The sequence below is a fragment of the Vibrio sp. 10N.222.49.C9 genome (assembly GCF_041474985.1).
Lineage (GTDB): Bacteria > Pseudomonadota > Gammaproteobacteria > Enterobacterales > Vibrionaceae > Vibrio > Vibrio crassostreae_C.
On the sequence record NZ_JBFRVD010000699.1, the window covers coordinates 1 to 312 of the forward strand.

A 312-nucleotide genomic window follows, 5' to 3' on the forward strand; every position below is an offset into this window, starting at 1 on the left:
CTTTTGAATACGCTTGGTCACAAAGGCTGCAATATCAATGGTGCCACGACGAGTAGAAACGCTCAGCATCTCACCGTTGCCAATCCCCATCTCTTCGGCATCTGCCACGCTGATCATCGCTCTTGGGCCCGCTAGATTATCCAATCCCTTTGTCTTGCGAGTCATGGTTCCGGTGTGGAACTGCTCAAGAATGCGACCTGTCGTCAGGATAAGAGGATACTCCTCATCGGGAAGCTCAGCGGCATACCTAAATGGAATCGCCTCCATCTGCCCTCTGCCACGCGTAAACTGCTCCTTATGCATGATACGCGC

1 protein-coding gene is annotated in these 312 nt (G+C 52.6%); it reads right to left on the reverse strand.

All coding sequences use genetic code 11. The features are described 5' to 3' along the window. On the reverse strand, window positions 1-312 hold a 312-nt coding region (locus tag AB4585_RS25150; RefSeq protein WP_372171485.1), incomplete at both ends, for a molybdopterin dinucleotide binding domain-containing protein.